This window comes from Dolichospermum planctonicum (assembly GCF_005402965.1).
GTDB lineage: Bacteria > Cyanobacteriota > Cyanobacteriia > Cyanobacteriales > Nostocaceae > Dolichospermum > Dolichospermum planctonicum.
On sequence record NZ_BJCF01000005.1, the window covers coordinates 1 to 14,383 of the forward strand.

Annotated in this window: 12 protein-coding genes and 1 tRNA gene; 5 read left to right on the plus strand and 8 right to left on the minus strand. The window is 39.9% G+C overall.

Annotation, left to right across the window (positions count from 1 at the left end):
* Positions 1-824: calcium-binding protein (locus FFO06_RS03530; protein WP_137906787.1), on the plus strand; the 824-nt coding region annotated here is incomplete at its 5' end.
* An 891-nt stretch (positions 825-1,715) separates the two neighbouring features.
* Here the strand turns inward: FFO06_RS03530 and FFO06_RS03535 are convergent.
* On the minus strand, positions 1,716-2,684 hold the full coding sequence (locus FFO06_RS03535) for an XRE family transcriptional regulator (RefSeq protein WP_137906788.1): 969 nt from the start codon (positions 2,682-2,684) through the stop codon (positions 1,716-1,718).
* 309 nt (positions 2,685-2,993) lie between these two features.
* Here FFO06_RS03535 and FFO06_RS21835 point away from each other — a divergent pair, with 309 nt between their 5' ends.
* Positions 2,994-7,175, plus strand: a complete 4,182-nt coding sequence (locus FFO06_RS21835; protein WP_137906789.1) for a beta strand repeat-containing protein — start codon at positions 2,994-2,996, stop codon at positions 7,173-7,175.
* Positions 7,176-7,855: 680 nt separating this feature from the next.
* Here the strand turns inward: FFO06_RS21835 and FFO06_RS21435 are convergent.
* The 3 genes from FFO06_RS21435 to FFO06_RS03555 form a co-directional block, all read right to left on the minus strand.
* Positions 7,856-8,026 carry a hypothetical protein gene (locus FFO06_RS21435; protein WP_201275412.1) on the minus strand — a complete coding sequence of 57 codons (171 nt, stop codon included), beginning with the start codon at positions 8,024-8,026 and terminating at the stop codon, positions 7,856-7,858.
* 14 nt (positions 8,027-8,040) lie between these two features.
* Positions 8,041-8,571, minus strand: a complete 531-nt coding sequence (locus FFO06_RS03550) for a ComEA family DNA-binding protein (protein ID WP_137906790.1) — start codon at positions 8,569-8,571, stop codon at positions 8,041-8,043.
* 75 nt (positions 8,572-8,646) lie between these two features.
* A tRNA-Ser gene (locus tag FFO06_RS03555) sits at positions 8,647-8,733 on the minus strand.
* A gap of 161 nt (positions 8,734-8,894) precedes the next feature.
* Between FFO06_RS03555 and FFO06_RS03560 the strand changes: the two genes are divergently transcribed.
* Genes FFO06_RS03560 through FFO06_RS03570 form a run of 3 tightly spaced genes read left to right on the plus strand, consistent with a single transcriptional unit; the run spans position 8,895 to position 10,696 of the window.
* Complete coding sequence (locus FFO06_RS03560) at positions 8,895-9,263, plus strand: 2Fe-2S iron-sulfur cluster-binding protein (RefSeq protein ID WP_028082833.1); 369 nt, start codon at positions 8,895-8,897, stop codon at positions 9,261-9,263.
* 31 nt (positions 9,264-9,294) lie between these two features.
* Positions 9,295-9,864 (plus strand): thermonuclease family protein, encoded by a 570-nt coding sequence (locus FFO06_RS03565; protein WP_228036446.1) that lies wholly within the window; start codon positions 9,295-9,297, stop codon positions 9,862-9,864.
* A gap of 28 nt (positions 9,865-9,892) precedes the next feature.
* Positions 9,893-10,696 carry an inositol monophosphatase family protein gene (locus tag FFO06_RS03570; protein ID WP_137906792.1) on the plus strand — a complete coding sequence of 268 codons (804 nt, stop codon included), beginning with the start codon at positions 9,893-9,895 and terminating at the stop codon, positions 10,694-10,696.
* A 458-nt stretch (positions 10,697-11,154) separates the two neighbouring features.
* Here FFO06_RS03570 and proC read toward each other — a convergent pair whose 3' ends face one another.
* The 4 genes from proC to pipX all read right to left on the minus strand — a co-directional run bounded on the left by proC (position 11,155) and on the right by pipX (position 14,118).
* Positions 11,155-11,970, minus strand: a complete 816-nt coding sequence (gene proC, locus FFO06_RS03580) for a pyrroline-5-carboxylate reductase (protein ID WP_137906910.1) — start codon at positions 11,968-11,970, stop codon at positions 11,155-11,157.
* A gap of 119 nt (positions 11,971-12,089) precedes the next feature.
* Positions 12,090-12,686 (minus strand): cell division protein SepF, encoded by a 597-nt coding sequence (locus tag FFO06_RS03585; protein WP_137906793.1) that lies wholly within the window; start codon positions 12,684-12,686, stop codon positions 12,090-12,092.
* A 467-nt stretch (positions 12,687-13,153) separates the two neighbouring features.
* Positions 13,154-13,843 carry a YggS family pyridoxal phosphate-dependent enzyme gene (locus FFO06_RS03590; protein WP_137906794.1) on the minus strand — a complete coding sequence of 230 codons (690 nt, stop codon included), beginning with the start codon at positions 13,841-13,843 and terminating at the stop codon, positions 13,154-13,156.
* Complete coding sequence (gene pipX / locus FFO06_RS03595; RefSeq protein WP_028082939.1) at positions 13,840-14,118, minus strand: transcriptional coactivator PipX; 279 nt, start codon at positions 14,116-14,118, stop codon at positions 13,840-13,842. The genes FFO06_RS03590 and pipX overlap by 4 nt, the downstream gene beginning before the upstream one ends.
* Positions 14,119-14,383 lie beyond the last annotated feature (265 nt).

Sequence of the window (14,383 nt, forward strand, 5' to 3'; positions counted from 1 at the left end):
CAGATACCATTCAATCTAGTGTTACTTACACTATTGCGGCTCTTGCTAACGTCGAAAACCTGACATTAACAGGAACAGCAGCCATAAACGGTACTGGTAACGCAGCTAATAACGTTATTACTGGTAACGGCGCTAATAACAGCCTTGATGGTGGTGCTGGTACAGATACCTTAATTGGTGGTACAGGTGATGATATCTACATTGTAGATAGCACCACTGATACCATTACCGAAAGTGCCAACGAGGGTACAGATACCATTCAAGCCAGTGTTACTTACACTATTGTGGCTGCTAACGTGGAAAACCTGACATTAACAGGAACAACAGCCATAAACGGTACAGGTAACGCAGCTAATAACGTCATCACAGGTAACAGTGCTAATAACACCCTTGATGGTGGTGCGGGTAATGACATCCTCACCGGGGGTCTGGGAAAAGATACTCTAACTGGAGGGTTGGGAGTAGACCGTTTTGACTACCGCACTTTAGCTGATTCTCTTTTCGGTAACTTTGATGTGATTACTGACTTCAATGCTAATGCTGGCAATGATTTGTTCCTTGTTACTACTACCAACAGCGGATTCTCTAATGCCGGAACTGTGACAACACTTGATGCAACCGGAATTGCAGCTCAGTTAACTACTACTGCTTTTACAGCTAACTCTGCTGCTCAATTTACCTTTGGTACTGGTACTAATACCCGTACCTTTGTCGCTATTAATGACGCTACCGCAGGATTTAATGCCACTACGGATGCCATTATTGAGGTGACAGGTTTAACTGGTACTCTGACAGTTAATAACTTTACCACTACCTTAGCGTAGCTTCTGGTATCATGTAGCTGAACCACGTTGTAGAGACGTTTCATGAAACGTCTCTACATCATCAAATTATCCTGTGATTGATGGGATATGATCAAGATTCAATTATTCATAACCGCACATTAGACAATTTACATGATTTGATAATATGGTGCGTTACTAATCGCTAATACACCCTACATACCATAAGTTAACCTATTTGTCAATGGTATATTTGTTCTACTAGTCAAAGTACATGATTTGCTGAATAATTTTTTCCCAATTGACTCTTTCAAACCACTCCTAATTTGTAAAGTTTTGTATATTTTTTCAAAATTGATCTCTGGAAGGACTGTAAATAAAGACTTTTATAGATCATCTTTTGAGCAGGGTGTAAAATTGACAATAGTAACCCAATTATGAAATTCTCAATAATTCTAGCAAATCGCCGAAAGTATTGCAAGCTCGTTGCTAAATAAAAATAATTCTTAATTAATTGTTAAGAAAATCTCAAGTTGAATTTTCCTAAGTTCTGAATATTAAAAGTATTATAGATTTTATATAAGTTTTAATTATGATTTATTGTGAACTCAGTTATAAGTAGTGATAACGGAAACAATAAACTCAAAACGCACCAGGAAAAGAGGATTTTATAGAGATGATTTAGAATTATATATGTATTAGCCTTTGTAAAGCGATCGCTTTTAATGATTTACGTGGACTTGATTAGGTTGAAATCCTGAATTTTTTGCTAGTTTGTATAGCCGTGATTTCTAGGCACTCAATCATATTTTATATTGGTTTGAGCAAACCCTACTTATTACAGCAGTTCCCTATCTTATGAAGTACAAATATTAATAATAAAACTCTTGTGGAGCGGCCATCTTGCCTGCACAAACTGTACTTCACTCAAGCTCAACTTGCTGTATGTGTGAGATATTTGTCAATATCACCATTAAATAATTTGATGATCGCATTAACAACTATTTTAATTTTTAAAGGATTATTATCACATAAATCACATAGTTCATATTTTTGTTGTTCTGTCCCCAATAGTTGTTTTGATTGTATCAAAGAAAACGCTACTACTAAAGAACCAAACAACTTCAAAGAACGTACTGAGGATGACCAGTTTTCCAGTAAGCTGAATTCAATGGGTTGATTTCGACTGGTAAAAATTAGACAGCTTTGATGATTGGTTTCCGCAATTATTTGGATAAAATGATTATACTTGCTATCAAACTTGTCTAAAACTATTTCGATGTCATCCAAGATAATTAAACAACGACGGGTACGCAAATAATACATAACTCGATTAATGTCGGGTTTACTTTCCTTGTAATTGGACACCAAGGAAAGCATATCAGTGATCATCTCATCAAAGGATAAGATAGTAGGCACAGAACGCCAAAAAACGTAATCAAATTGATCTTGAATTTGTTTTGCTAGTTGAGTAGCTAAAGTTGTTTTTCCAACTCCACCCATACCGAATAATCCTAGTAAGCGACAACCATCTTCTAAAATCCATGACTGTAATTGTGTCAGTTCTTGGCTATATCCGTAAAATTCTGAAATATCAATTGCAGTTCCCCAGTCTAGAAATTGATTGGAATTTGGTTTTTTTTTTGCGTATTTGTGCGTATGCGGGAGGGTAGATATTACTTGAATATTGGTAGTAATTTCTTGCCAATCTAGATTTAATATACGACACATTCGTTCAAAACTATGATAGCTAACAGGTTTACCAGTCAGGAAATTACTAATTGTCGATAAGGATAATCCTGTATCACGAGCTAAAACTCTTTGGTTAGGGTATCCGTTGTCTGTAACTGCTAATTTTACTTTGGCAATGCAGTCATGACGAACTCTCAGTGATCTTGACATTGATTTTTGTTAAGTAGTTGTTCACTTAGTTATTCACCTATATGGTGGGATGTTGGTATTTTACGCAATTACTTATAACGTTAATTGTCTTTTTCCAAGCTAATAGATCAAGTAAGTAAATGTCAACTATGTACTTTAAGGCTGATTTATCATCTATCTAAAGATAGATATTTAAATCCTATTGCTATCCAGGCGATTACAAACTCAGTACAAACTCAGTACAAACTCAGTACAAACTCAGTACAAAACTATCTCTCAGGTATGATAATATTGAGAAAATAACCATTCACAATACACAGGGTTATCTCCATGGCAATTTCAACTTTCAGTAACACTAACTTCATCTCTATTCCAGACGGCGGGGCAAGTGATCCTTATCCTTCAATTATCAATGTTTCTGGAATCAGTGGTAGCTTGACTAAGCTAACAGTCACCCTGACCAACCTCAACCATGCCTGGACAAATGACATTGATGTGCTTTTAGTAAGTCCAACGGGCGCGAACAGCATCCTGATGTCTGATGTAGGGGGCAGTAGCGATTTAACCAACGTTACTTTGACTTTTGATGCCACTGCCACTTCTAGTCTTTCTGATTTTGATGCCATTAGCAGTGGTACTTATCGGCCAACTAATTTTGATTTTGATGGTTTTGATGACCCCGACTTTTTTGACTCTCCTGCCCCCGCAGGACCTTACAATACAGACTTTTCTGTTTTTAACGGTACTGACCCGAACGGTGAGTGGCGGCTCTACATCGTGGATGATACTCGTGGTGATATGGGAAATGTTGATGGTGGTTGGTCTCTCTCAATTGAAGCCGAGGAAGGCATCATCGATGGTAATGATAGTAATAACACCCTTGATGGTAATATACTTGATAACACTGTTAGTGGTTTTGGTGGCAATGACACCCTCAAAGGTAGTGCGGGTGACGACACCCTAGATGGTGGAGCAGGTAATGACACAGCAGACTATAGCCAACTTGGTCAAAGTATAACTTTTTCACCCACAGGAATCATCACTAAAGGTGGTGGACTGGGAAATGATCAACTGATTTCAGTAGAGACAATTATTGCTGATGCCAGTCCGGTTAATAATACCATTGATGTGTCTACTGCGGAGGATGCAGCCTCTCTCAACTTCAATTTACAAACCCAACAATTGACTATCAATGGTGTCGGAACATTCACAGTCACCAATTTTGATCATGTTCTGGGAACAAGTCAAAATGACACCATTATTGGTGATACTCAAAATAACCAACTCTCTGGTAATGCTGGTAATGACTCCCTCAATGGTGCTGCGGGTAACGACACCCTCAATGGTGGTGCGGGTACAGATACCTTAATTGGTGGTTTAGGTGATGATATCTATATTATAGATAGCGCCACTGACATCATTACGGAAAATGCCAATGAGGGTATAGATGGAATTCAATCCAGTTTCACCTACTCTATTGCTGCCAGGCCGAACATCGAAAACCTGACCTTAACAGGAACAACAGCGATTAACGGTACGGGTAACGCTGGTAATAATACCATTAGGGGTAATAGTGGTAATAACACCCTCAATGGTGGTGCGGGTAATGATATGCTATATGGGGATGTCGCAGATTACGGCGGATCTACCTTATTTAACTACAATGGTAATACATATCTGTTAAGCACTGCTGGATCATGGCAACAAGCTCAAACTCAGGCACAGAGTTTAGGGGGAAATCTTGTCACCATCAATGATCAAGGCGAGCAGGATTGGTTAGTCACTACCTTTGGTGGTGAACAACTGTGGATTGGTTTGACAGATGAGGTGACAGAAGGCGAGTTTAAGTGGGTGAGTGGTGAAACCTCTACTTACACTAATTGGTATCCAGATGAACCAAATAATTCCGGGAATGAAGATTATGTGGGGATGAATTTCGGTGGTGCTGGTACATGGAATGACTACGGTAGTAGCACTTTACGAGGCATCATTGAAACCATAACTGGTAATGATACCCTCAACGGTGGAGCGGGTAACGACACCCTTGATGGTGGTGGGGGTATTGATGCCTTAATTGGTGGTACAGGCAACGATATTTACATTGTTGATAGTAGCACTGACATTATTGTGGAAAGTGCCAATGAAGGTACAGATGGAATTCAATCCAGTGTCACCTACTCTATTGCTGCCAGGCCGAACATCGAAAATCTGACTCTCACAGGAACAGCAGCCATTAACGGTACGGGTAACGTAGCTAATAACGTCATCACGGGTAATAGTGGTAATAACACCCTCAATGGTGGTGCAGGTAATGACACCCTTGATGGTGGTGCAGGTACAGATACCTTAATCGGTAGTTTGGGTAATGATACTTACATCGTAGATGACGCAAATGATATCATTACTGAAAATTCCAGCGGTGGTATTATAGATGCCATTCAATCTAGTGTTACTTACACTATTGCTCCCAACGTGGAAAACCTGACCCTGACAGGAACAGCAGCTATTAACGGTACTGGTAACGCGGGTAATAACGTCATCACGGGTAACGGTGCTGATAATACCCTTGACGGTGGTGCTGGTACAGATACCTTAATTGGTGGTTTAGGCAATGATATTTACATTGTTGATAGCACCACTGACACTATTACGGAAAGTGCCAACGGTGGTATAGATGCCATTCAATCTAGTGTTACTTACACTGTTTTGCCTGCTAACGTGGAAAACCTGACCCTAACAGGAGCAGCAGCCATTAACGGTACTGGTAACACAGTTAGTAACGTCCTCACGGGTAATGGTGCTAATAATACCTTAACTGGTGGAGCAGGTAATGACACCCTTGATGGTGGAGCAGGTAATGATAATTTGATTGGTGGAGTAGGTGATGATATCTACATTGTAAATAGCACCACTGTCACCATTACAGAACTTACCAACGGTGGTACAGATACTCAATCTACTAGTGTTACTTCGACTCTTGCTACCAACGTTGAAAATCTGACTCTCATAGGAACAGCAGCCATTGACGGTACAGGTAACGCAGCTAATAACGTCCTCACGGGTAACGGTGCTGATAATACCCTTGATGGTGGAGCAGGTAATGACACCCTGAATGGGGGTGAAGGTATTGATGATTTGATTGGTGGTTTAGGCGATGATATTTACTTCGTTGATAATAGCAGTGACAGCATTACTGAAAATGCCGCCGCTGGCACGGATACGGTTAACAGCACCGCTGATTATGATCTCTCTGAGAATATCGAAAACCTGATCCTGACAGGAACAGCAGCAATTAACGGTACTGGTAACACTGCTAATAACACCATCACAGGTAACGCTGCCGATAATGTCCTTGACGGTGATGCGGGTATTGATACTTTGATTGGTCGTTTAGGCAGTGATATTTACTTCGTTGATAATAGCAGTGACAGCATTATTGAAAATGCCAACGAAGGCATGGATACGGCTTACACCACCACTAACTATACTCTCTCTGCAAATATTGAAAACCTGAACCTGATAGGAACGGCTGCCAATGGCACAGGGAATGCTGGTAATAACATCATTACAGGTAATGAAATCAATAACACCCTTAATGGTGGTGCGGGTATTGATACTTTGATTGGTGGAGATGGTAATGATACTTACGTTGTTGATAGTACAACTGATATCATTACGGAGGAACTGGAGGAGGGTGCAGATACTATTGAATCTAGTGTCACTTTTACTCTTGCTACTGCTCCCAACGTGGAAAACCTGACCCTAACAGGAGCAGCTATTAACGGTACTGGTAACGCGGGTAATAACGTCATCACGGGTAACGGTGCTGATAATACCCTTGACGGTGGTGCTGGTATAGATACCTTAATTGGTGGTTTAGGCAATGATATTTACATTGTTGATAGCACCACTGACACTATTACGGAAAGTGCCAACGGTGGTATAGATGCCATTCAATCTAGTGTTACTTACACTGTTTTGCCTGCTAACGTGGAAAACCTGACCCTAACAGGAGCAGCAGCCATTAACGGTATAGGGAACGCAGCTAATAACGTCATTACTGGTAACGGTGCTAACAACACCTTAACCGGGGGGCTGGGAAAAGATACTCTGACTGGAGGGTTGGGAGTAGACCGTTTTGACTACCGTGTTTTAGCTGATTCTGTTTTCAGTAACAATATCAATAACAGTAACTTTGATGTGATTACTGACTTCAATGCTACTAATAACAATGATTTATTCCTTGTTTCCACTGCCCGTAGCACAGTCGTCCCTAATGCCGGATCTGTGATAGCACTTAATACAGCAAGCATTACAGCTAAGTTAACTCCTACTGCTTTTATAGCTAACTCTGCTGCTCAATTTACCTTTGGTACTGGTGCTAATACCCGTACTTTTGTCGCTATTAATGACGCTACCGCAGGATTTAATGCCACTACGGATGCCATTATTGAGGTGACAGGTTTAATTGGTACTTTAGGACCCAATAACTTTATCACTACCTTAGCGTAGCTTCTGGTATCATGTAGCTGAACCACGTTGTAGAGACGTTTCATGAAACGTCTCTACATCATCAAATTATCCTGTGATTGATGGGATATGATCAAGATTCAATTATTCATAACCGCACATTAGACAATTTAAATGATTTGATAATATGGTGCGTTACTAATCGCTAACACACCCTACATACCATAAGTTAACCTATTTGTCAATGGTATATTTGTTCTACTAGTCAAAGTACATGATTTGCTGAATAATTTTTCCCCAATTGACTCTTTCAAACCACTCCTAATTTGTAAAGTTTTGTATATTTTTTCAAAATTTATCTCTGAAACGACTATAAATAAAGACTTTTACAGATCATCCTTTTAGCAGGGTACAAAATTGACAATAGTAACCCAATTATGAAATTCTCAATAATTCTAGCAAATCGCCGAAAGTATTGCAAGCTCGTTGCTAAATAAAAATTATTCTCAATTAATTGTTAAGAAAATCTCAAGTTGAATTTTCCTAAGTTCTGAATATTAAAAGTATTGTAGATTTTATATAAGTTATATTTATAATACATAAAAAATGATAAATAGGTTTGCTGATCAGATTTATGAATGATATAGAATAACAGAACTTACATATAAATTTACGTATAAATTACGGAAGAATGAACCACGAAGAACGCAAAGAACAGGAATTTAAGAGGGTTTGAGAGATATTTTGCGTAAGCCCGAATTTCCTCCATCCCAAAAAGACCACAGGATACTCACTCTCTTCCTGTACACAAACCCGGCATTTAGGGTATCTGCTAAATTATGTAAAACCCTTTGACGATGTTCTACAACAGAATTGTACCAACTTGTGTTCATTTATTGACAACTAACTAAAATCGCAAATAATACATTAACTGAGCGATCGCTTCCCCTGATAATTCTAACCGTTTTTGGAAATCCAGTAAACTTAGGTAAGGACCAGCAGCCAGTCTGTTTTCTATAACTGTCTGTGCGAGGGATAAATCAATAAAAGGAATTTTACACAACCCCTCAACCGTCGCTGTATTGGGATTAATTAGTTGGGGTTTATCTAAAGAATAATTGTCATAATAGTTAAATCTTAACAGAGGTTTTAGTGGTTCTAATCGCTGCACTGGTACACCCAAAGCCGCAGCCACATCTTCAAGACAATAAAATACTACACCAGCGCGGGAAAGTTCCACCAAAGATCGGCATTGATGAATTGATAACCCAGGTAAACGCAACCAATCATCCACCGTCGCTTGATTAGCATCAATCCCCAAACCCAATTCAGCCGCTATTTGCACTTCTTCACCGGATTGTAAACGATAGTAGGGGTCATTGAGTAATTTAACCCGGAGCTTTTGTAATTTCAGATTTAACGGTAGCCACTTATTCATATTTTTACAGTTATAAATAAGTGATTCTTACCTAAGCTAGTCATCATCAAATCGAACTTTTTTGTCACTTAGGAACGGAGAGGGAGGGATTCGAACCCTCGTATACATTACTGCATAACAGACTTTCCAGGTCTGCGCCTTCAACCACTCGGCCACCTCTCCAGGTGTCTCGCTTTACAATCCTACAACAGAATTTTCAAAAAAGCAAGCATTTTAAAAAAATATTTTTTTTCATGACTCCCTGACCTGAAAATGCCGGGTTTTCCACCTATTTTCTTATAATAGACTTTGACACCCCCTCAGCGGAAAAGCTAAAAATCAAAATGGTTCAAACCCACACCATTAAAGTTTATAATCGCCAAACTGGTATATCCCATACCCTGGAAGTTCCCGAAGACCGTTATATTTTGCACACTGCTGAACATAACGGGGCTGAACTCCCCTTTTCTTGTCGTAATGGGGCTTGTACAACCTGTGCGGTGAGAGTTGTATCAGGAGAAATTTATCAACCAGAAGCCATTGGCCTTTCCCCTGCTTTACGCCGTCAAGGGTACGCCTTATTATGTGTAAGTTACGCCCGTTCTGATTTAGAAGTAGAAACACAAGACGAAGATGAAGTTTATGAACTTCAATTTGGGCGCTTCTTTGGTAAAGGTAGAGTTAAAGCGGGTTTACCCTTAGATGAGGACTAATACTTTTTCTGTGTTCAAGTTAACAAATTTCATGGCGAGGACGATCTCTATTGTATTCCGTCTTCGCATTCCTGCGACAAAAATAAAAATAATTATATTGTTGAGTTTGTTATTTTTGGTGAGTTGTCAAAGCCAAAATAAATCCGCAACAATTCCCTCTGATGTCAAATTAGCGCGGGTTGTGAGTGGACAAACTTTGGAAGTGTTGGGAATGGAAACACAACCCAATTTAACCTCCCAAATCCGATTAATTGGTTTAGACGCTCCAGATCTGGGTCAAACTCCTTGGGGGGAGGATGCAAAAAAAACACTAGAAACCTTGATTGGTGGTGTAAATCAATCTCTAAAACTGGAATTTGACCTAGAAAACAAGGATAAATTTAACCGTACCTTAGCTTATGTATGGAAAGATCAACTATTGTTAAACGAAGAAATCATTAAACAAGGATATGCTTTATTTGTGGCGCGATCGCCTAATAATAAATATAACCAACGTTTGGAACACGCCCAACAATGGGCCAGAATCATGGGGAAAGGTATCTGGAACCCTGATCAACCTATGCGAATCACTCCTGGAGAGTATCGTCGTCTTTATCGTTAAATCCACTGACAACTGACAACTAACAAATATGCAAATTTTTCTAGATATTGCTACAGAAGCAGCCCTGGCCGCAGGTGTAGTTTTACAAGATTATTTAGGTAAATTAGAAAACACAATCACCGAAAAAGGCCGTCCGGGTGACTTAGTTACTGCTGCTGATAAAGCCTCAGAACAGGTAATTTTAGAAGTCTTGCGTCGTCATTTTCCCCAACACTCAATTTTAGCAGAAGAGTCGGGAAAACTGGGAAATCAAGACCATGATTTTCTCTGGGCTATTGACCCCCTCGATGGTACAACTAATTACGCCCATCAATATCCTTGTTTTGCTGTTTCCATTGGCTTATTGATTCAGGGTGTACCCAAAGTAGGAGTAATTTATGACCCTTTTCGTGATGAATTATTTCAGGCTGGGGCGGGTTTAGGTGCAACCCGTAACCGTCGTCCTATTCATGTTTCCCAAACAGCAGAATTAAATAAAAGCCTGTTATCCAGTGGATTTGCTTATGATCGTCGAGAAACCGCTGATAATAATTATGCTGAATTTTGTCATCTGACCCATCTTACCCAGGGTGTGCGTCGTGGTGGTGCAGCCGCCTTAGATTTAGCCTATGTAGCCTGTGGACGACTTGATGGTTATTGGGAGAGAGGAATAGCTCCTTGGGACGTTGTGGCTGGAATAATACTGGTTCAGGAAGCGGGAGGAAAGGTCACTGCTTATGATGGGACTCCGATCAAAATTGAATCAGGGAGAATTTTAGCCACTAATGGTCATCTTCATGATAGTCTCAGTCAAGAACTAATAAAAGTTCCCCGTTTATCTAGTTGGACATGATTTTGCTATGATGATTGTGGGTGAGAAACTTACTTTTTTTCATAAGTCGGTTAAAACCGACTTTTCTATATTAGAGAAGGAATTTATTCCCTGGAAGGAGGTTTGATATTATGAACTTAAAACCCATTAGAACATAAACAGATTATCAACAAGCATTAAAAGCAATTGAACAAATTTTTGATGCTCAACCTAATACACCAGAATATGAAAAATTAGATATTTTAACCACCTTAGTAGAAGTTTATGAACAACAAAATTATCCTATTGATCCTCCCTCCCCCATTGCCACAATATTATATTATTTAGAAAGTCGTAATCAGGGAATTTCTACTTTTATTGAAAACTTAAAACATCATGGAGTTAGTGAAGAAATAATTAATATAGCTTTAAAGGAAATGATTCACTGATTTCTGATGATGTACTTGCTACCATAAAAATAGAAACATTCACCTCACCTATCAACCATTCCCCAATTCCTGAGCGCGTTCTTTCGAGGCTTTAACAGCTTCCATAACAGCAGAACGGAAACTGGCCTTTTCCAACGCGCTAACACCAGCAATAGTCGTACCCCCAGGGCTGGTAACTCTGTCTTTGAGTTCAGCGGGATGGATTTTGGTTTCTTGTAACAGTTTAGCTGTTCCTAATACTGTTTGTATAGCTAGTTGTTGTGCCATTGCTCTATTTAAACCCACAGCAACACCACCATCAGCTAAAGCCTCGATCATCAATGCCACATAAGCAGGTCCACTCCCAGACAAGCCTGTAACTGCATTCATCAAGGTTTCGGGAACTTCCACCACTTCCCCCACAGCGGCAAAAATCTTTTCTGCTATTTGTTTATGACTAGCGTAAGTATAAGCACCTAAAGAAATCGCCGTTATTCCCGCGCCTACTGTGGCGGGAGTATTAGGCATAGACCGAATTATCGGGAATTGGCTAAAGGCTGCTTCCAATTGTTTTAAATTTACACCCGCCAGTATAGAAATGATTACAGGTGAATTTTCTGCCGGGGAAATATCTGCTAATTCCTGAGCTACAGTAGTAAATATCTGGGGTTTGACTGCCAACATAACAGCTTCCTGTGCTTCCCCTAAAACCCGACTATTATCTGTAGTTACAGATATCCCATATTTCTGTTCTAAATAGCTGCGGCGTTCCCCTTGGGGTTCGCTGACTATAATTTCTGATGGTTGATAAGTACCAATTGCAATAAGGCGGGATAATAGGGCTTCTGCCATTATCCCACCACCAATTAAGCCAAATTTTATATTCATTGTCATTAGTCACTAGTTAGTAGTCAATTCTTAATAGTTAATTATCCTTGTTTAGGAAACGCTAGGGCGAATACAATTAATTGGGGATTTAAAACTATGAACTAATGACTAATTTAGCGCTACTGTGCCATGCGAGTGGGTTCATTTCCCCAAGCTGAAGTTGCTGTAGCTGCTGGACGGGCAGGACGGGCTTGGTTAATCGGTACTTCATGTACTAAACCGCCTTGGGTGCTAACTTGTACGCAACTGGGGGTAAATAAGAAGATGCTTTCGCCAATTCGCTCTTGATGTCCGTCTAAGGCATAAGTACCACCGGCAACAAAGTCAACTGCTCGTTGAGCTTGATCCGGGTCCATAATCGTCAAGTTTAATACTACTGATTTGCGTTCGCGTAAGGCCTGAATTGCCTGGGGCATTTCTTCAAATGTCCGAGGTTCTAAAACTAGAACTTCAGATATTCCATTAATTGCGCCGGGCATACCAATAACATTACTCATAGGTTTGGATACTGTTGGTGCTACTTCATCTGTAGTTGCAGGTGGATTTTCCCGCCAACGTCGAGGAGGATTAGTTTCCTGTGGGGCTGGCTGAGGATTGGGTTGTTGATAGACATTCTGATAATTATCGCCGGCATCGGCTTCTTCTTCGTAGTATTCGTATTCTACCTGCTCATTCAAACCGACAAAATCCCTGAGTTTAGAAAATATATTGGCCATGTTGTACACTCCCGGATGAAAATTACCCTAATTTTCCTGGCTATAAGTTGCATTTCGGCCCCTTGTAGCCAGTATTCATAACTATAGTAGATGCTTGACTTAGAAATTGTACTACTTACTTTATTCTTTAGTACAAATGATCAATTATCAACAGATTATCAACAGATATTGATGTTAATGCTTGTACATTAACGAATCTATAACAATGAGTTAAGATTATAGCCTAATGATAATTAAAAATAAAGGTGGTCACACCCCTTTTACAATTCAGCATTATTTATGAGATTATGATATTTTTTGACAATTCTGGCGGACTTCAGTAGTTAAGAGTAAAACCCTTAATTGTCCAAGCCTCTGCGATAAAAATTAGTATCTAATTTAATTGCATACCGCTATATCAATAGCGGAGATTATAGATTCTCGAAAGATTGTCAATCCGTTCTAGACCACCACAGCTACAGCGTTATCTATGGACGTTGTCCAAACAATATTGTACCTAATCTTACCATGGTCGCCCCTGCTTGCACTGCCAATTGGTAATCTCCAGACATCCCCATTGATAACTGCTGCATTGTAATATTTGACCAATTTTGTGATTGGATGGTTCGCGCTAGTTCGTAGGTACTATTAAACACATTCAAGATTTCTTCAGCCTCCAACCCTAGAGGCGGAATTGTCATCAAACCTTGAATTTGTAAATTTTGACATTGATTGAGTGCTTCCAAGTCAGCAAATAATTCTGGAATCATCCAACCAGATTTATTCGCATCGGGGAGAATTTTGACTTGTAAGCATACCTTTGGGGTCACTCCCAATTCTTGCGCTAGAGTATTTAAACGTTGCGCTAGTGCTAAGTTATCTACGGAGTGAATCCACTGAAATAGTTCTAAGGCTTTTTTAGCCTTATTACTTTGTAGATGTCCTATAAAGTGCCAGGTAATATCCGATAAATCTTGTAACTCGGCTTGTTTACTGGCAGCTTCTTGGATGCGACTTTCGGCAAAATCACGAATTCCTGCGGTGTATGCTTCCCGCATTAATTCAGTAGACACTCTTTTTGTCACAGCAATCAACCTCACCGTAGGGGGTAGTGAGGAGCGAATATTAGCAAGGCGTTGCCTACGGTGAGCGAAGCTATCGCTAATGGAATTAGTCATTGGAACGTGCGCTGAAATACACCTTGAAGTTGATCATACTCTTGGGAGTTACCACTGCGGCGCAAAATACGTAAACGATTTTCGAGCATCATTCTAGCTTCAGTGCGGCCAATGGGCTGAAATTTCAGGACTTTAAGTTCACTTGTTACCAGAAAAAATAGGCGTTGGGCATAGAGCGTGGTAAACAGATCCTGGTTCTCATCAACCATACTGATCCTATAGAGCAAACCCCAAGTTGGATGATTTAGGTAAGTTTCTGAGTTTTCTGGATTCATTTCCTAGTCAAGGTTGGGAGTATATAGGGTGTTTTGCAATCAACTAACATTCAGAGGATAGTACGTCCCTTCCGCCAAAATTTTCGTTGACAATGGGAAAATAAGTATTTTATTACAATTTCCCACAGCTAACAATACTTTTTTGTCTTGGATCATAACCTAAGTTGATGCAGTATTGCCATGGCTGCCTCCATCGTGCCACAATTCTCCCTCAATGGCGCAAAGATGGACATTTACCCAGCCGGCATATAGCAGGAGTCAGGAA

Coding starts and splice junctions, on each gene's coding strand:
- proC (WP_137906910.1), bottom strand. CDS start 11,970: ATGAATATAAAATTTGGCTTAATTGGTGGTGGGATAATGGCAGAAGCC.
- FFO06_RS03585 (WP_137906793.1), bottom strand. CDS start 12,686: ATGGCCAATATATTTTCTAAACTCAGGGATTTTGTCGGTTTGAATGAG.
- FFO06_RS03570 (WP_137906792.1), top strand. CDS start 9,893: ATGCAAATTTTTCTAGATATTGCTACAGAAGCAGCCCTGGCCGCAGGT.
- pipX (WP_028082939.1), bottom strand. CDS start 14,118: ATGAATCCAGAAAACTCAGAAACTTACCTAAATCATCCAACTTGGGGT.
- FFO06_RS03550 (WP_137906790.1), bottom strand. CDS start 8,571: ATGAATAAGTGGCTACCGTTAAATCTGAAATTACAAAAGCTCCGGGTT.
- FFO06_RS03565 (WP_228036446.1), top strand. CDS start 9,295: ATGGCGAGGACGATCTCTATTGTATTCCGTCTTCGCATTCCTGCGACA.
- FFO06_RS21435 (WP_201275412.1), bottom strand. CDS start 8,026: ATGAACACAAGTTGGTACAATTCTGTTGTAGAACATCGTCAAAGGGTT.
- FFO06_RS21835 (WP_137906789.1), top strand. CDS start 2,994: ATGGCAATTTCAACTTTCAGTAACACTAACTTCATCTCTATTCCAGAC.
- FFO06_RS03590 (WP_137906794.1), bottom strand. CDS start 13,843: ATGACTAATTCCATTAGCGATAGCTTCGCTCACCGTAGGCAACGCCTT.
- FFO06_RS03535 (WP_137906788.1), bottom strand. CDS start 2,684: ATGTCAAGATCACTGAGAGTTCGTCATGACTGCATTGCCAAAGTAAAA.
- FFO06_RS03560 (WP_028082833.1), top strand. CDS start 8,895: ATGGTTCAAACCCACACCATTAAAGTTTATAATCGCCAAACTGGTATA.